This is a genomic window from Sorangium aterium (assembly GCF_028368935.1).
Taxonomy (GTDB): Bacteria; Myxococcota_A; Polyangia; order Polyangiales; family Polyangiaceae; genus Sorangium; species Sorangium atrum.
In genome coordinates this window covers 1-13747 of the sequence record NZ_JAQNDK010000006.1, presented here as the reverse complement: position 1 = coordinate 13747, position 13747 = coordinate 1, and the positions used below count along the sequence as shown (strand labels likewise).

Sequence of the window (13747 nt, the reverse complement as noted above, 5' to 3'; positions counted from 1 at the left end):
CAAGTATACAGTTTCAGTCCCTCCGCGCCCCGGCATCTTCGGCGCAAGATTGAACAGAGAGCCGGGGAGACGGGGAAATCTGGGATTTTTCTCCTCGACTCCCTGCCTCCCTGTGGATTCCCCCGGAGGATTCGAGGGGGTGTTTCAGAGCAGGTACTTGACCCCGAAGCCGAACTCGATGAACCCGAGCCCAGCCGGGTCCGAGACGACATCGGCCTTCCTGTTCCAGAGGAACTTGTAGCGATAGCAGGTGCCGTCGCACCCCTCCTGATCCTTCTTCTTGAAGGGCGCCGCCAAGCGCAGGGAAGCGCCGCCGGAGACGACGAGGTGCTTCGAGAGGGCGGGCACGCCGACCATCACCTCGATCCGAGGGGTCACGGCGTTCAGGAGGACGCGGCCCGAATCCTCGTACTCGACCGCCTCCGAGCGCCGGAGCGCGAGCTCGCTCAGCGGGGCGAGGAGGTCGATGAAGGAGGGCTGGAGGGCGAGATAATAGGCATCCGTATAACGCACGACGCCGCGCAGGTTGATGGTGTTCGCGGACGGCACGATCCTCGGCGATCCGCCCTCGCCGTCGATGTAGCTCGGGCTCCACGACACGCGCAGCCCCATGTCGGGCCTGTAGAAGGCGTGACCCCACGGGCGATCCATGCCGCCCCCCGTGCCCAGCTCCCGGAGCACCTCGACGGAGGCCTCCCGGAACGCGGCGCGGTCGGCGTCCGAAGGTACCTTGTCGTTGGCCGTCGCGAGCACGTAGACGAGGACCGCCTCGGCGAAGCGCCGGTAGATCTCGACCTGATCCCCCTCGCCTCCGGGGCGCGAGGAGAAGAACGTCCTGATCGCGCGGCTCGCTGCCTCCCCGTACTCGCCCTGGCCAGCGAGCCGGATCGCCGGCCAGAGGTCCGCCTGGAGGTCGCCGATCTTCGTCAGCGCCGAGGACTGTCGCTCGATCTGAGCGCAGACCTGGCCGATCAGGTCCCTGTCACAGAGATCGCGGAGCGCGCCGCCGGCGCCGCCGATGACGTTCACGAAGCTCACGAGCTCCAGGTTGCTCGCGCCGCCCCGGGTGCCGATGTTCCACTGGACCCGGAGGCGATCGAGGTTGCTCAACCTGGAGCGCAGCTCCCGGGCCCGAGCGGCGGCGTCTGCCTCCCCGGCGGCGGACGCGGCGGGCACGGCAGACAAGAGGACAGGGATGATCTCGTCGAGCGTCTTGCCGCCGCGCAGGACGTCTCGCGTGACCAGGACCGCCTCGTCCAGGAGTGTTCTCCTCGCGGCGTCGTCCGTCACCTCGAGGGCCTTCGCCGCGGTCGCCCCGACCACGACCGCGGCTGCCCTGATGAAGTGCTCCTCCGCCAGGGCGTCTTTCCTCTGGAGAATGGCGCGGACGGCGAACGCGAGCTCGCACGCGTAGCTGGTCCCTGACGCGGCGCTCGCGCCGCAGTCCTTCTCGAGCGGCGATGGCGCGCCAGCGTCGGTGACGCCCGACGCGAGCTCCTCCTTGAGCACGGAGACACAGGTGTTCAACGACTGCGGGTCGAGCCTCGTCCACGTCAGCTTGCTCGCCGCCGCGCGCTCGGCGCGGGCGTCGTCGGCGCTCGCGAACTTGTGCAGGAGCTCGATGCTCTGCGTCCCCTGCGGCTTCTTTATCTGGCCCTCGTTCGACGTCAGCCCGACATAGACCATGTGCCCCGCGAAGCCCGCGACCTCGTCCGTGACGCTCGTCCGGATCGCGCTGAACTGCCGCCGGAAGATCCGCTGGAGCGTGAGGGGGAAATAGGTGAGGATCGGGAACCCGCTCCGCAGGACGGGCTTCAGCGCGTCGCGCCGCTTCTCGAGCGCGTCCTTCTCGGGGCCCGCCGCCGCGTCTTCGAGCTTGTCGAGGATCCCTGCGTATTCTTCGAGGCGCTGATCCACGCTCGCCAGGCGCGCCGTCTGGCACACCAGGTTCGGGGCGACCGCCTCGGCGACCTCCCGCTGGATCAGATCCTCGATGATCTCCCTCACGTCCTCGTAGACCGCGTCGGCGATCTGCGCGCGCGCCGTTCCCGCGAAGCCCGTCACGGCCATCGCAGCGGCCGCGCACGAGATCGCGATCTTCCGGTGGTGTCTTGCCATGGCCCCCACTCCCAACGTCAGCAACCGACGTACCCGCCGGCGCGTCAACCCGTCAGACCGTCAGACCGACGCGATCGTCACCCCGATCCCTGGCAGCGCCTCGACCCAGTATACCGACGAGAACCCCGCCTCCGTGAACAGTCGCTGAAACTCCTCCCCCGTCCGGTGCTGGACGAACCCCGGATCCGCGAGCACCGAGATCGTCCGGGCAAGCTCGATGAACCAGGCGGGCCCGGGATCGGCGATGAATGCCTTCCCGTGCGGCGCCAGGACCGCCCGGAACGCGCGCGCGGCGGCCGCTCCGTCCGGATAATGGTGAAACGACAGGCAGCAGAAGATCGCGTCGAAATAGCCCTCGAACGCGGCCGGAGGCCGCGCCACGTCGGCCTGGAAAAACGCCATGTTCCGACACCCCGCCGCCCGCGCGTTGCGATGGGCCGTCTCCACCATGCCTCGCGAGAGATCGGCGGCGATCACCTCCCCCTCGGGGACCAGCCACGAGAGCTGGATCGCCGCGCTCCCCGGCCCGGCTGACGGATCCAGGATCCGCGCGTTCCGCGCCAGGTGCGGCCGGAGGAGCCCGATCATCTCGGCGACGATCGGATCGGAAAAGGGGCGGACGAGAGCGTCGTAATCCGCCGAGTGCGCATCGAACTCCCGCACACCCTCGTAGTCGTCCGGTTCGGCCGAGAGCAGATCAGGCTCGTCGTGCTGGAGCGTGAGCCGTTGCCCGCCCCCCGTCGGGACGCCGGGCGCCGGCGGCGCGCCGAGCGTCGCGGGCACGTAGAGGCCAAGCTTCTTCCGGTAGATCGCCGGCTGAAACACGACCGCGTTCCACCAATGCAAGGAGAGCGCCAGCTGGTGCATGAGGTAGAGTCGAATCCCGTCGTTCACGGCTGATCTTCCGCGGGTAGCGGCGCGCGGATCATGGGTTCGACCCGCCGCGCGCGGCCTGAGCAGTCTTGTGCGTCTGCCTGTCGATCTCGCGGCAGTACCTGCGCAAAACGTCGAGCATCGCGACCCAACCACCTTCGGGGTAGATGGATCGCAGCATGGTCTCGAACGCCGCCTCGATCGAGTCCTGGGGGGAGGCGCCGCGCGTGTCCGGCGCGGCGCCGGCGATCGTGGCGTTGAGGGTATGGGAGAGGAGCGACGGGATCGTCTCCACACCCCACATGTCCCACGGGTGCGGTAGGCCCAGGTCGAAGTACCGCTCGTCGACCTGCTTGGCCAGCAGGAATTCAGGCATCTCCCAGCGCTCCGGGTTCCAGATCTTGGAGTAGTCGCCGCGTGGAGTCGCCGTGTAGAAGACGCTCGATCGCATATGCCGTGCTTCCTCGATGCGCTTCGCCTCGTCCTCCTCCGCGCGCGCTCGCGCAGCCTCCTGGTGCGGCGGCGACCACCTCCCGGGGGACGTGGCGAGCCAATGATCGAGGATCGCGTTCGCGGCATGCCGGCCGGATTCGTTCGCGGCCTCCATGGTCGTCATGCGGGTGAATGTCTTGAGGTAGACGCCGGCGAAGACGAGTTTGTCCCAGTGAACGAGGTATCCGCCGTGCCTCGCCTGCCACGCGCCATCGAGCCGCCGTTCCTCCGGGTGCTCCGGCGGGAGGTTGAAAGCTGCCGGGCTCGGGTCCCAAGGCTGGGCGCCCGGCCGGTTGTGCCAGTCGCCCTTGATGGGCACGAGGTACGGTGTCCGGTTGCTGACCGGGCGCCCGACGTCGGGCGGCGCCGTCCCGAGTTCGATGTTCCGATCGATGTGGAACCAGGTAGGGTTCGGCGGAAGGCCGACGAACGGGCTCCCGAGGTGCCCGGGCGGAGCGACGAGCCTGATTTCCGTCGTGAGCTGGCGCCAGACCTCGTCGGCGATCTCGTTCGCCGTGCACTCCCACATCGACTTGCCGGCCACCTCGCCGCCATCGGCCTTCGCGCCCCAGTCGCAGAGGTCGACGCTGATGAGCGAGGTGAAGCCGTCGCGCAGCGCAGTCGGCCGCTGGGTCCAGAACTGGACGCTGTTGATCGAGGTCAGCGCCCACGCCGCCTTGTTGAAGAAGACATAGCCGTCGTTGAGCTTGAAATCTTCGTTCTTGAAGAAGAACTGGATGCCGGACATGGTCTGGAATCGATCCCAGAGCTCGAGACCGTACTTGCCTGACGGGCTGCGTGCCTTGCCGGGCCCCTCCGTGGGAGGCTGCGGACGCACCCGCGTCGTGAATCCATCCAAGCCGAGCGGGACGCCGATCCGGCCGCGGCCATCGGGCGCAGCACGGAGATCCCGGGTCACCTCCTCTGCAGTCTTGGGATCCGTCGCGATGACGTAGTAGTCCGAGAGAGCGCGCTGGGGCCCGGGGCCGCGCTCGTCGTCGGCCTCGTTGAGCAGCCGCACATGAGGCACGACTGTCTGCCGCCCGTTCTCCTCCTTCAACTCGACACGGACCAGCGTCCCCTGCACGAACTCGACATCGAGCCGCGTCGTGAGGTAATGTTTCCACGGGTCGAGCCACGCCTCGCTCGTGGGGCCGTTGAGCGTGCCGTCGACCTTCGCGGCCGGTTGCAGCCAGTTCAAGAACAGCTGGACCCAGGTGTTGCCGCACGTCCGCGCGTCCCCCCACACCGCGTCGAACGAAGCGAGCGCCCGCGCCTGTGTCGTGATGTCCCGCGTGAATCGCTCGCTGTACCTGTACCTCAACGTACCATTCGCGGGATTGTACCCCTGGAGGAATTCCCACCAGGAGATCCTCTCCAGCTCCGCTGCCCGTCGCTTCGAGCTGGTGCACATGTACCTGACCGTCCTCAGCATGAACTGCAGGATATCGAGCGGCGTGTAGCCCAGCTCGCGCATCACCGAGAAGCGCTCCTTCAGCTCATAGGCCGACCCCGGGGGTGAGCGCGGCAGGATGAGCGGACTGAGCCCATTCTGGGCGATGCCTTGGTTGGGCGTCGGCATCACGTTGTCGTACACCGTGCGGCCGGTCGCTTGCCCCTCCGCGTCGAGGAACGGAATCCGGCGCATCGAGTCGAACACGTGGTTGTAGTAAGAGGGGAAGAATCGAAAGCCGTGCTCGCCGGGAAGCATGATGCGGCGCACGTCGACCACGGCGATGCGGTTGTGCTCGACGAGCTCGCCGAGGGCAGAGGCCGCGAGCTCTCCCGGACGTGCGGCGCGCAGCTCGACATGGAACTGGCCTCGGTATCCACAGCGAGCGCCCGCCAACACTTCCTCGACGCGCTGCCTGACGACGAGCGCCCGCGCTTCGGCGAGCGCCGTGGCCCCGCGTTTGTCGGCCGGGAGCGCGTCGCCGGCAGCGTTCCCGTGCGACGCCTTGGACCGCTCGGCGTCGACATACCCTGTCACGGTAATCCGGTGGAGCCCCTCGTCGTCCGTGTGCTGGAGGAACCTCTCCAGTTCGGTCTTCAACACCTCGTCCTGACCGGTCATGAGCTCGTCGGTCCCGACCCCGAACTGGACGGCCACCGGGCGCCACGCGCTCGCGTGCACGCGCACGACCTGCTCGTCGTCCGCATCGCCGGGTTCGCTAGCGGCCTCGTGGTGGTTGCGGACCGGATCGAGGCGCGCCTCCGCCGTCCGGAGCTCGCTTGTACACCGGATAGGCTTTGGCCTGCCGGTATCGTCGCGACGCGCCGCCGCATAGTGCGTGCGAGCGACTCCGCCGATGGCCATGCGCAGCTCACCGCGCCTGTCGTAGGCCTCTTCGCGCTCGACGACACGGACCTTGAAACCACGCTCAGCCAGCTCGTGCGCGACGGTGAGGCCGGCGATGCCAGCGCCGTAGACGGTCACGCGCGGACCGGAATGGCCGCCGGCCTCGGCGGCGCCCTCTTGCTCGCTCTCTCGAAGACCGGAATTTGCAACGTTCGTCATGGAAGCCTCGTCGCAGCGGGATCGTCGTGCAAGGTCGCTTGCTCGGGGCCGCGGAGGGCGCCGCCTCGCTCCTCCTGGAGTCTCACACTTCCTCGTCGCCCGCCAGCAGCCCCTGAAACCGCTCTAGGAGCCGCGGGAACGACGGACACCGCACAGCGCCGTGCACGTACATCGATAGACCGGCGAGGACCTCCACCAGGCTGTCGAGCGGCGCCACCGCTTCCACCTCGTCGGCGAGCACCGCGTCCGAGAGCGACCGCCGTGCCTCGAGCACGTCCCGGATCGCTCGCCGGCTCGTCGTGATCGACGCGTCGGCGCCCACGTCGTCCTCCGTGCCCACCCGGCGCACGCGCGCCGCTGCGCTCTCGAAGGCGGCCACGAAGCGCTCGCCGTCCACCTCGATCCGCACCGTCTTCCCGGCGAACCGCGCGCACATCCGCGCGTAGGCCTCTGGCAGCTCCCTCGCCAGCGTCGCGAACGACTCGTCGAGCAGCGCCGCCACGGAGCCCCTAGTCGCGGATGAACTCGAAGACACCGGGGCCCTCCATCTCGACGCGCATGCCGCGGACGCGCCCCTCCACGGTGACCCGCCCGCTCACCTCGTTCAGCGTGACGACCCCTTCCAGATCCTGCTCGCTCGGCATCACCACCTGAGCGACGTCCTCCGACTCGAAGCACACCCGGAGGTCGTCGCCGCCGCCACGCGCGCGCACCTCCATCCGCCGCGGCACGTCGCTCGCCGTGCCGGGCGACAGCATCGCCATGACGCGTGGAATCTTGAGCGGCCTCGTAAGATCGAAGCAGCCGTCGTGGGTCACGCTCATCTCCTCGTCGCGGAAGATCCGGAACGGGTGCGCGCCCCGCCAGAGGAACAGCCCCTGATAGCGCACCACCGAGCGGCCGCGGTCTGCCATCCGCACGTGGACGAGGCTCCACGCGTTGCCCGCGTCCCACGGCAACGCCGAGCCCCACTCCCACGAGAAATCGTCGCCCCAGAGGAAGCGCCCCCAGTTGTGATCGTGGTACGCGGGCGCGGACTCGATGCGCTCGGCGCGGCCGCCGATGGAGAGGGTGCCACGCGCCATGAGGCGGGGCACGAACGCCCACGAGAGGTACCTGTCTCGCGAGAGCGGCTGATTCAACCAGCGCGCGGGAAAGGTCGTCGGCACGAGCTCGAGCTCGGCCGCGATCGGGCGGCCGCGCAGCGCGATCGAGAGCATGTACCGCCCGCCCTCGAAGCCCATCGCGTTCCTGCCGAAGCGCGCGCTCATGCCGCCCGGGATCACCTCGACGTCGGTCTCCTCGAAGCGGTCCATCTCGCCGTCCCATCCGGCGCCGACGCGCGCGAGCACGATGAGCCGCGCGGTCTCGGCGCGCACCGCGTCACGAGCCCAGCGATCGTCGGTGAGGTTGAAGTTCACGAGCAGGTGAGCCGCCTCGGTGTGGACCAGGAAGTGCTGCCACTCCTTGTGATCGGCTCTGCCGGTGAGGCGCGACGGCGAGCGCCGGAAGTAATCGATCCCGGGCAGCGCGGCGGTGATCTCCGGTGACGGCACGGGGAAGGGCGGCGCGGGGATCACCGGAGCAGATCCCGCAGCGTCGCGGCCTGTCCCGCGGGATCCTGCGCTCCCGCGGCGCCCTGCCGCACGGCCGCGGCGTGCGCGGCGTGCAGGGGTTCGAGCTCGGCCATCAGCGCTCGGCGGAGGGAGATCGCGCCGAGCACCAGATAGAGGAGCTGATCGCTGGCTCCGCGGGGATCGCCTGCCGACGTGCCGTGCGGGGCGCCGTCCGGAGGCGGCAGGCGGCGCTTCTCGGGTGCCCCCGCGGACGGCTCCGACATCGCCGGCGCACCGGGGAGGAGCGCGTCGAGCCTGCGGCCCATCGAGATGGCGCCCAGGAGAAGGTGCAGGAGCGCATTGCGGTTCGCGAACTCGTCGCGGACGCTATCGAGCAGGGGCACGGCCGCCCTCCCCCAGCGCGTCCCGCAACGCGTTCAGCAAGCCGTCGAGATCGGCGGATTTCGCGGCGCTGAGCAGTGCCTCCAGGTACGCCGAGGGGACGATGGTCTCTGGATCTTCTTCCAACAGGTTGAGCGACACCGCATCCCACACACGCCGGCCGTGGCGGAGCAGATCCGAGGACGCGAGCGCCGCCGTCCACGCGGCGCCCTCCGGGGTCGCGGCGAACCGCCTCCCCTCGGCGATCAGGGTAGAAAAGGCGGCCTGTGCCGCGACGGGGTGCCGGAACAGGAGGAGCTGCGCCCGGCACAAGACGTCGACGACCTCGCGCTCGCGCGGATCGGCCGTCGCCCCCTCGGGCGGCACGGCCCCGGCGGCACCATCCGGCCCTCGCGCGGAGCTGTGCAAAGCCGGCGCGACCAGGCGCTCGACAAGGAGGTCGTGGATGCGCCGCACCTCTTCGTAGATGAGCGCCTGGACGCGGATCCAGTCGAACATCGAGGGCGAATGCGGCAGTCCTGGCGCAGGTGCGACCCCCCATGGGCTGCCAGCGGGGCCCGGCGGCGACGCACCTGCGTGCTCCGCCGCCGCCGGCTCGCCGCCCGACGGCCCCGGCAGCGGAGCTCCGCGAGGAGCTCCCGCAAACGGCGCTCCCGACAGCGAGCCTCCCAGGAACGGATGCGCCACGCTGGCGCGATAGGCTTCCGCGAACATCCGAAAGATCTCTTCCATCACTCACCTGACGCGTTCGAACACATACGAGACCAGGGCCTCCAGGAGATCGCGGTGCGCAGAGGGCAGCAACCATCCCTTGCAGGCGTCGAGCGCGCGCTGGGCCTCTTCCACCCAGGCGCGCGCCACCGCCCGCGCGTGCTCGATGCTGTCATATCGCGCGATCAGCTCCTGAAGAAAGCGCACCTGCTCGGTGGTCTTCACGGTGTCGCCGCCGCGGTGCGCCTCTTCCACCGCGGCGCACACCTGATCCCGCCCGGCCGTGGTCAGCTCTCCTCGGTCGACCAGCCGCGCGAGCGTCGCATCGATCACCGGAGGCACCGCCGGCTCCCCCTCCGTGCCGCGCGGGCGGGCCAGGGACAGGATCCGCGCCGCCTCGGCGCGCTCCTCCGGCGTCGCATGGCGCATCATGTGAAGCAGCATCAGCGTCCGCTTGCCCTCCCAGAGGTCGCCGCCGATCTCCTTGCCGTACTCGCCCACGTCGCCGGCCAGGTTCAGGACGTCATCCTGGATCTGGAACGCGACGCCGAGCCTGCGCGCGAACTCGGAGAGCCGCTCGGTGCGCACCGGCTCGAGGCGCGCCGTGATCGCCCCGAGCACGACGGGCGTGATGAAGCTGTACCAGCAGGTCTTCTGCTCCACCATGTGGATGTAATCGTCGTCCGAGAGGTCCCACACCTCCCGGCGCACCCAGTCGAGCTCGATGGCCTGCCCCTCCACCGACTCTCGCGTCATCCGCGCCACCGCCTGGAGGACGCGCAGCGAGGGGCCCAGCCCGATGACGCCGATGTTGTCGAGGAGCGGCTGGAGCGAGAGTGCGAGCATGGCGTCGCCCACGTTCACCGCGATCGGTACGCCGTGGGCGCGGTGCAACGTCATGCCGCCGCGGCGCATCAGCGACTCGTCCTCGATGTCGTCGTGGATGAGAAAGGCGTTGTGGTAGAGCTCGAGCACGGCCGCCGAGCGCACGACTGACTCCAGCTTCCCGCCGAGCGCGCGGCACGTCGCGATGCAGAGCGCAGGCCTGAGTCCCTTGGCCTCCCGGAGGGGGTAGTCGAGCATCAGCTGATACAGCGCCGCGCCGGAGCGCTGGTCTGCCGGGATGATGCGCCGGATCTCCGCGGCTGCGAGCGCGCGGCACTCCTCCAGATAGTGAATCAGCTCCGCCGGCGTCATCGCCCGGATGGGTCGAGCACGGCCGCGGCGGCGGCGCGCGCGGGATCGCTGAGGGTCTCGGGATCGGGGGCCGTGTGACGCGCCATCAAGCCAAACGCGGAGTATAGGGCGGGTTACCGTCCGTTCGCAACAGCAGGTGGAGGATGGGGCTGAGAGGACGTGAGCGCAGGGCGCAGCGGCGGCGCGCTCCGATCGGCGCCCCGCTACAGCTTCCCGAGCGACGCGCGCACGTGCCCGATGAACACCTTGATCTTCGGTATCTCCGACAGCGCCCCCGGGACGCTGAGCCGCACGGGCCGCTCCTGCCCCACCACGTCGGGCAGCACGGGCACGAGCACGCCCGGCCCCACGTCGGGGTCGGGCACGAGCGCGTCGGGGACGAGGCCGATGCCCAGGCCGGAGATGCAGCAGTGCCGGATGAAGTGGATGTCCGTCGCGATGAGGGCCGGCTGGACGGTGAAGGGCGCGCCCCGCCATGTCCGCCAGGTGCGCGCGTCCTCGCCCGGGGCCTGCCACGCGAACAGCTCGTGGTGCTTCAGATCGTCGATCGTCCGTGGCGTGCCGCGCTTCTCCAGGTACGCGCGGCTGGCGATGAGCCACTCGCGGACGCGCAGGACGACGTGCGATATCCAGTGTCCGCTCGGCGCGTCCTCGCCGAAGTGGACAGCGATGTCGATGTCCGTGAGCGCCTCCCCCAGCGGATCGTTGCTGAAGCGGCAGTGGACGTGGAGCCTCGGATACGCGCTCCGAACGGCGGCGAAGAGCGGCGTCATCATGTGCGGCGGCAGCCCCACGGGCAGGATGACCCGCAGGGTGCCCGAGGGCGCGTCGCCCACCTCCCGGATCGAGGCGAGGAGCGCGGCGGCCTCCTGCACCATGCCGCGCCCCTTCCGGGCGAGCACCTGCCCGGCCTCGGTCGGCACGACGCCGTTCCGCACGCTCTCGAGCAGGAGGACGCCGGCGCGCGCCTCCAGCGACGCGACCTGACGCCGGAGCGTCGTGCGCGACGAGCCGAGCGCGCGGGCCGCGCCCAGGAAGGAGCCGGCCTCGACCACGGCGAGGAAGGCGCGAAGCTCTTCGAGGTCCATACACCCTGCCACTGTCCGCATTCTAGCCAGGGGTGACCGTCTTCGGCCATCCACATGCGGCGCCGCTCGATAGTGTCGCGGAAGGAGGAGACAAGTCGATGGCACGAGACGATTCGCACACGCTCAGGCGCACAGGCTCGCTCGCGGCGCTAACCCTCTCCCTCGCGGCGCTCGCAGGCTGCGGCGGAGGCGAGGAGACGAGCACGACGAGCACGACGCCGCGGCCGACGTCCACATACGAGGACCCCCCCGAGCTCCAGCCGGGCGCGGATGGAGCGTACGAGCTGCGTTTCGGCCCGAGCGAGGTCGAGATCGACGGGCGCCGGTTCTGTCTCCGCGCGTACAACGGAATGACGAGCGGCCCCACGATCCGCATTCCGAAGGGCGAGGATCGCAAGGTCCACGTGAACCTGCATAACGACTTCACGAAGAGCGACTTCCGCGAGATCGCGAGCATGATGGGCCATGGCAGCAGGTCGTGCCACGACTTCAACCTGACGAACTTGCACGGCCACGGCCTGCACGTGCAGCCCAACTTCGCGACGGACGATCCCGCGGACCCGTGCGAGGGGGACGGCTGCGCGCCCGAAGGGAGGTATTTCGGCGACCACGTGCTGCACGAGGTGGGGCCGGGAGAGAGCGCCCGGTACCGCTGGGACCTGGACGAGGACGGGATCCACCACGAGGGCACGGACTGGTACCACCCTCACATCCACGGCTCCACGGCCATCCAGGTCATGGATGGGGCCGCCGGGGCGCTCCTCATCGAGGGCGCGCTCGACGAGCTGCCCGGCATCGCCAAGGCCAGAGAGCGGGTGATGGTCATGACGCAGGTGCCCATCGATCACGAGAACACGGTGCCCTTGAAGGAGGGAGAGGAGTGCACCGAGGACAACCTGTCGGTGACCGACTTCCTCGCCGTCGAGTCGCTCCGGGCCACGCTGATCAACGGCAAGCTCAGGCCGCGGCTCACGACGCCCCCCGGGCAGGTGGAGCGCTGGCGCATGGTCTACGCGGGCAGCCCGGACGAGATGGGGATGAAGCTCCACGTCGCGAAGGACGATTCGTGCTCCGACTTCGACAAGACGCCCATCGAGACCACGCAGATCGCGCGCGACGGGCTGACGCTCCCGCAGTTCTACAGGAGCGACACGGTGTGGGTCTCTCCCGGGTACCGCGCCGACGTGATGGTGAAGATGCCTGAAGGGAAGCAGACGCTCTGCCTCGTCGGGCGCCGGCCGAACGATCTCCTGGGGAGCGTGATCGCGATCGTCGACGTGGACCCGGGCGCGGGCGAGCCCACCGAGGTGAACCTGCCCGCGGAGGCGGACGTGGCCGCGCTCGCGCCGCCCACCTCGTGGACGGGCACGGTCGACGGCGAGCAGATGGAGGTGAGCTGCGATTCGGTCGAGACCGTGCACCAGAAGGTGGTGCTCCTCGTGCCCACGCCGGGGAGCAAGCCGCCCGATCTCAGCAGCGATGTGGCGCTCATGTCATGTGACCCGGGAGAGCACCCGCACGAGGTCGATCCGGACGCCCCTGTGTGCATCTGCCCGGATCCGAACATCAGCTGCCGCAAGTTCGACGAGCGGCGCGCCCGCGGCTACCGGAGCGATCGCGTCATGACCGCCGGGAGCCCGGAGCGCTGGGAGATCCGCGCGTTCGACGGGCACCCGTTCCATATCCACATCAACCCGTTCCTCGTGTGCCCCAACAAATCGAACAAGGAGCCCAACTTCGCCCACTGGCGGGACACGATGTGGGTCCAGGCCGAGGACGGGCCGCGCGACGTGATCATGAACCCCCGGAGGTTCACGGGACAGTTCGTGCTGCACTGCCACAAGCTGAACCACGAGGACGAAGGGATGATGGAGCTCGTCGAGATCTGCGACCCGGGAGATGAGGAGTGCCTGTGCCAGGGGACGGACGAGAGCGGCGCGTGCATCTCCCAGGCGGGGTGTCAGCCGGACGATCTCGCGTGCCAGTTCGCAAAGACGGCGACGGACGCGTACCCGGCGCCGCCGCCGCCGAACCCGGAGCTCTGCGGGCCGTGAGCTCCCCTCGCGGTCGCTGACTCGCCGGGTGGCATTCACGTTGCCTAACGCCGCGGGCGAGGTGAGAGCACGATGGGAATGGACGGAGGCAGGCGGCCAAAGGTCGTGGTGATCACGGGGGCGTCGGCGGGCGTCGGGCGCGCCACGGTGAGGCGGTTCGCGCGCGAAGGCGCGCGCATCGGCCTCGTCGCGCGCGGGCTCGACGGGCTCGAGGGGGCGCGGCGCGAGGCAGAGGACGCCGGGGCGAGCGCGCTCGTCCTGCCGACCGACGTCGCCGATTTCGCGCAGGTCGAGGCCGCGGCCGCGGCCGTCGAGGAGCGCTTCGGCCCGATCGACGCCTGGATCAACGTCGCGATGACGTCGGTCTTCTCGCCGGTGAAGGAGACGCGACCGGAGGAGTACGAGCGCGTCATGAAGGTCAACTACCTCGGCTATGTGCACGGGACGCTCGCGGCGCTCTCGCGGATGCTCCCCCGCGATCACGGCGCGATCGTCCAGGCGAGCTCCGCGCTCGCTCACCGGAGCATCCCGCTCCAGTCGGCCTACTGCGCGTCCAAGCACGCGATCGTGGGCTTCACCGAGTCGCTGCGCAGCGAGCTGTTCCACGACAGGAGCCGCGTGCGCGTGAGCATGGTGCACCTGCCCGCGATGAACACGCCGCAGTTCCTCTGGTCGAAGTCGCGCCTCCCCTACAAGCCACACCGATCTTCCAGCCCGAGGTGGCCGCCGACGCGCTCT

11 protein-coding genes are annotated in these 13747 nt (G+C 69.6%); 2 read left to right on the top strand and 9 right to left on the bottom strand.

Annotated features, from left to right (window positions below; all coding sequences use genetic code 11):
• Positions 1-144: 144 nt before the first annotated feature.
• The 9 genes from POL72_RS44155 to POL72_RS44115 form a co-directional block, all read right to left on the bottom strand.
• On the bottom strand, positions 145-2118 hold the full coding sequence (locus tag POL72_RS44155) for a hypothetical protein (protein WP_272102924.1): 1974 nt from the start codon (positions 2116-2118) through the stop codon (positions 145-147).
• Positions 2119-2178: 60 nt separating this feature from the next.
• On the bottom strand, positions 2179-3012 hold the full coding sequence (locus POL72_RS44150; protein WP_272101782.1) for a class I SAM-dependent methyltransferase: 834 nt from the start codon (positions 3010-3012) through the stop codon (positions 2179-2181).
• Between the two features lie 31 nt (positions 3013-3043).
• Positions 3044-6001, bottom strand: coding sequence for an FAD-dependent oxidoreductase (locus POL72_RS44145; protein WP_272101781.1), 2958 nt, complete (start codon positions 5999-6001; stop codon positions 3044-3046).
• 82 nt (positions 6002-6083) lie between these two features.
• A complete protein-coding gene (locus POL72_RS44140; RefSeq protein WP_272101780.1) occupies positions 6084-6503 on the bottom strand; it encodes a sterol-binding-like protein in 420 nt (139 codons plus the stop codon).
• Between the two features lie 7 nt (positions 6504-6510).
• Positions 6511-7581, bottom strand: coding sequence for a hypothetical protein (locus POL72_RS44135; RefSeq protein WP_272101779.1), 1071 nt, complete (start codon positions 7579-7581; stop codon positions 6511-6513).
• Entirely contained in the window at positions 7578-7961 is a 384-nt protein-coding gene (locus POL72_RS44130) for a hypothetical protein (RefSeq protein WP_272101778.1), read from the bottom strand. The genes POL72_RS44135 and POL72_RS44130 overlap by 4 nt, the downstream gene beginning before the upstream one ends.
• The gene (locus POL72_RS44125; RefSeq protein ID WP_272101777.1) at positions 7945-8457 is read right to left on the bottom strand and encodes a hypothetical protein; all 513 of its coding nucleotides are present in this window, start codon (positions 8455-8457) and stop codon (positions 7945-7947) included. The genes POL72_RS44130 and POL72_RS44125 overlap by 17 nt, the downstream gene beginning before the upstream one ends.
• Positions 8458-8694: 237 nt before the next feature.
• Positions 8695-9867: a polyprenyl synthetase family protein gene (locus POL72_RS44120; protein WP_272101776.1), complete on the bottom strand. Its 1173-nt coding sequence runs from the start codon at positions 9865-9867 to the stop codon at positions 8695-8697.
• Between the two features lie 203 nt (positions 9868-10070).
• The gene (locus POL72_RS44115; RefSeq protein WP_272101775.1) at positions 10071-10955 is read right to left on the bottom strand and encodes a LysR family transcriptional regulator; all 885 of its coding nucleotides are present in this window, start codon (positions 10953-10955) and stop codon (positions 10071-10073) included.
• Between the two features lie 98 nt (positions 10956-11053).
• On the opposite strand from POL72_RS44115, the gene POL72_RS44110 reads away from it, so the two are divergent.
• Both POL72_RS44110 and POL72_RS44105 read left to right on the top strand, forming a co-directional pair.
• Positions 11054-13009 carry a multicopper oxidase family protein gene (locus POL72_RS44110; RefSeq protein ID WP_272101774.1) on the top strand — a complete coding sequence of 652 codons (1956 nt, stop codon included), beginning with the start codon at positions 11054-11056 and terminating at the stop codon, positions 13007-13009.
• A 72-nt stretch (positions 13010-13081) separates the two neighbouring features.
• On the top strand, positions 13082-13747 hold a 666-nt coding region (locus tag POL72_RS44105; protein ID WP_272102923.1), incomplete at its 3' end, for an SDR family oxidoreductase.

Excerpts from the sequence above, each read along its gene's own strand:
- POL72_RS44115 (WP_272101775.1), bottom strand. The coding sequence starts at position 10,955 with ATGGACCTCGAAGAGCTTCGCGCCTTCCTCGCCGTGGTCGAGGCCGGC.
- POL72_RS44155 (WP_272102924.1), bottom strand. The coding sequence starts at position 2,118 with ATGGCAAGACACCACCGGAAGATCGCGATCTCGTGCGCGGCCGCTGCG.
- POL72_RS44120 (WP_272101776.1), bottom strand. The coding sequence starts at position 9,867 with ATGACGCCGGCGGAGCTGATTCACTATCTGGAGGAGTGCCGCGCGCTC.
- POL72_RS44125 (WP_272101777.1), bottom strand. The coding sequence starts at position 8,457 with ATGTTCGACTGGATCCGCGTCCAGGCGCTCATCTACGAAGAGGTGCGG.
- POL72_RS44110 (WP_272101774.1), top strand. The coding sequence starts at position 11,054 with ATGGCACGAGACGATTCGCACACGCTCAGGCGCACAGGCTCGCTCGCG.
- POL72_RS44145 (WP_272101781.1), bottom strand. The coding sequence starts at position 6,001 with ATGACGAACGTTGCAAATTCCGGTCTTCGAGAGAGCGAGCAAGAGGGC.